Here is a 3932-nt window from a genome sequence, read left to right on the forward strand (position 1 = left end):
GCGCCGTCGTGTCAATGGTGAAATTAAGTGCGGGCGAGCGCGGGCTTTCATTACCGGCCATGTCGGTGGCCGAGATGGCAATCTGGTGAGGACCCTCCTCAAGATCGATTTCCGGTGTCATTGCCCAAGTGCCGTCGACAGCGACAACGGCAGTACCAATGGCTTCGCCGCGATCATAGACCGTGATAATGGCACCAGCTTCCGCATTCGAGCCGGAGATCACCGGGCGAGGGTCATTGCTAACCGAGCCGCCTCTAAGCGCGCCCGTGATCGTGCCCTCAGCGTCAGTGACTGCGCCCAGCACTGGGCGGTTTGGTGCGATACTATCGACCACCAAGGTGAACGGGTCAGATTTCTCGCTCTCGTTTCCTGCAGCGTCCGTCGACGACACCTGGAACGAATGCGCCCCTTGAGTGAGCGAAGCAAGCGGCGTGAATGTCCAGTTACCAAAGGAATCAGCGTGGGCTTCGCCGATTTTGTTGCCGTTGTCGTAGATGCCGACAAGGCTACCCGCTTCCGCACCCGCCCCATTGAGGCGTGGCGTCCGATCATTGGTAAAATCGCCATCCTCGAGATCACCGGCGATCGCTTCTACGTCATCCTCCACGCTGATGATTAGCGGCTTATTGGGCGCGGTACGGTCGATGGTGATCTCATAGGCGGGAGAGTGTGGCCCTTCATTGCCCGCCTTATCGGTTGCGGTCACGGTAAACGAATAGTCGCGCTCCTCAAGATCGGTGGCCGGCGTGAATGTCCACGAACCGTTGTCGGCGGCGACTGTCGTGCCGAGCACGTGACCATCGTCATAGATGGTGACGATAGAGCCGGCTTCGGCACCAGTGCCGGACAGCTCCGGCCGCAGGTCGTCCGTGGATGCACCATCGGCCACCGTACTCTTTATCGAGCCTTCATCGTCACGGATCTTGCCGATAGTCGGGGGGTTCGGCGCCAGTAGATCAAGGGTGAGGCTGAAGCTCTGGGAGTAGCCAATTGCTTCATTGCCGGCCGCATCAACGGCCTTGAGCTGGAAGTTGTGGATCCCATGGCTGAGATTACCTTCGGGAGTAAAGCTCCATGTGCCATTGGCAACGTGTGCCTGTCCCAGATAAAGCCCATCATCATAGATGCGGACCAAAACGATATCGGCGTCAGCCGTGCCTTGCAAGGTGGGAGTGGCGTCGTTGGTGACATCGCCGGCGGCCATCTCGCCGGTGACCGGGTTCTGGTCATCCAGCGCATGGGTGATCGTCGCCGCACCCGTACCCGGTGCCGTGGTGTCGATGGTCAGCGTAAACAGCGCCGAGCTTGAGCCTTCATTGCCCGCAACATCGACGGCGATAGCCGTAAACATATGCTCGCCCTGTGCCCGCGCCGGCACATCGAACGACCAGTTGCCGCCACTGTCGGCCTGCGCCTGGCCCAGCAGGGTCGATCCTTCATAGATCCGCACCAGTCCATTGGGCTCGGCGCCCGACCCGTTCAGCCGCGGCGTCGTATCGTTGGTATAGCCGTGATCAAGTACCGGCTCGGTGTTAGGTGCTACGTCATCGCTGGCGCTTGCTATAACCGGCACGAAGTTTGCCTCAGGAGCCTCTGTGTCGACGACAATCATATGTGGTGTCGACTTGACGCTCTCATTGCCGGCTGCATCTGTCGCCGTCACCGTAAATTCATGCTCGCCATCAATGAGGTCCTCATCGATGGTGAAGCTCCACCGGCCATCGCTGCCCGCGACAGCAGTACCTATTGCATTGTCATTGTGGTAAATGGTGACAATATCACCAGCCGTAACGCCGGAACCCGACAATTGCGGTCGCCTGTCATCGGTGACGGCGCTATCGGCAAGCGGTCCTGTAACCGAGCCGATATCGTCCATGATCCTGCCGATGACTGGGACTTCCGGGGCAGTGGTGTCGACCCGGAAGGTCCAAACGTCCGACACTTTCCCGGCATTGCCGGCAGTATCCGTGGCCTGGGCCGTAAAAGCGTGATTTCCCTCGGCAAGAGCGGGTGGAGCAAAGCTCCATGCGCCGTCTTTGTCGGCAAGGGTTGAGCCGATCTGCACGCCATTGTCGTAGATTACAATCTTGGCGCCCGCTTCCGATGTTCCGGACAGCCTTGGCGTCGTGTCCCTGGTCAAGCCATCGTTGGCAATCGCCGACAGCACCGCACCATCATCATCAACGGCATCAGCGTTGGTCACCACCACGTCAGGGCCACTGGTGTCTACCGTGAACTGAAGGGGGCCTGCTGCGGCGCTCTCATTGCCAGCGGCATCCTTTGCCGTGATGGTGATTGAATGAACCCCATCCCGGAGCGGTGTGGTCGGTGTGAAACTCCACTTGCCGCTGGTGTCGGCGCGAACCGTACCCAGGACCGTCTCACCATCGCGGATGGTGACGGTCGAGCCTGCCTCGGCATTGCCGCTGATGGTCGGACGCGCGTCATCGGTGATTGTGTCTGCCTCGATCAGGCCCTGAACGGTGCCAATATCATCATCGAACACAACCCCGTCCGGGGAGGCCGGCGCAATCTTGTCGAGATAGTCCGCATTGGCCGGGGGGCTAACCTTTCCGTTGACATCAATGGTGACCGCCGTGACTTCACCCGATGGTTGGGCATGCAAGGAAGTTGCGCGATATTCACCGTTGGCATCAGCAAGTACTGTCTTGGTTGAACCATCAGGAAAGGTAACCAGGACCGAGGCACCGGGGGCAGACAATCCAGACGCAGTGACCGTGCCATTCTGGTGGGCTTGGAGATTAAGCGAAGGCGCCAGTGGCGCTGGCGTGTTGTCGCTACCTGATCCCCCGCCAGATCCGCCCCCAAGCGTCGCACCGACGCCAGCGGCTGCGGCGCCGAGTAGACCCAGTAAGCCAGCATTGCCCAGCAAGCCAACGCCCGAACCGTCCGTACCCGACGCAAAAAGAACCTCTCTTCCTGTTTCGTCATCAACCGGGATGGTGGACGTGACCGCCGTCACGGGCCATTCCCGGTTATGATGAACAAAGACCAGTTCGAGACGCTGCTGATCGTCTGCGGTAAAAAAGGCTTTCACACGGATAATCTTGCCGCTGTCGCGGTGGATCAGCAGGTCATTGCCGACGCGGACGTATTTGACCACCGAGGATGGATCAATCGAAACTCGCGCCACACCGTCGTTTACCGTCAGGATTTTGCGGCCAGCGGATTCGTTCGCCGGAGACTTTGATGAAGGGATGCGAGCCATTTGATCACCGTATTTGAAAGAATGAGACGTATTTGCCGCCCTTATGCACTCATCTCAACTTAATATTCAATTACGATAGTAGGCTCATATTATTAATATCGCGAAGTATGTGAATCTTTGACGGGCTTTTGACCAAGTCCTCACCTGCTCGCCACGCTCATCAATATCGCCGCCAGGCAGGCGCTCCCGAGGAGGCGGCGTCAGACGGGTGCAGCAGACCCCCGCTTCCTCAGCCCAGCCACGATCGGCCTCTATTCGAGCCTTAGAAGGGGTTTTGCCGCTTTCGCGACCGGAAGAGTGGCATCCCATGTCATCTCCAGAGCGGACCTTTCGATACATAATTGCGCGAGATGTCGACCAGATTGCAGTACGCAAACATGCAATATTACGCAATTGTAATGCAGAAACAGTTAAAATTGATTGCCAGTATTAGCGCCAGATTATATATCACGGCAATGACGACGGGCTAAGCATTCGATCCGCGCTCGTCCCGAGAGCGGTGCAGCGAGCGCGTGCAGATCTAGGTCTGATCGAGCTTTATTGCGACGCTGATGAGCAACTGTGGGGAAGGCTGATCTGGCGCCCCATCGACAGCAGGGTTAATCCAATGATCAGGAAACTTGCAGTAGCCGTGGCAGGCATAGGTCTCGCCGCATTGACCTATTCGATGACAGCTTCCGCCGCCGGTGGCCCCTTCCCCCAC

General features: G+C 58.4%; 1 protein-coding gene. It reads right to left on the reverse strand.

Going from position 1 to position 3932, the window contains the following annotated elements; all coding sequences use genetic code 11:
- A partial coding sequence (locus tag LH464_RS23975; protein ID WP_226788918.1) for an Ig-like domain-containing protein occupies window positions 1-3229 on the reverse strand: 3229 nt, incomplete at its 3' end.
- Window positions 3230-3932: the final 703 nt, after the last annotated feature.

This window comes from Pseudorhizobium xiangyangii, from assembly GCF_020531965.1.
Taxonomy (GTDB): Bacteria; Pseudomonadota; Alphaproteobacteria; order Rhizobiales; family Rhizobiaceae; genus Neorhizobium; species Neorhizobium xiangyangii.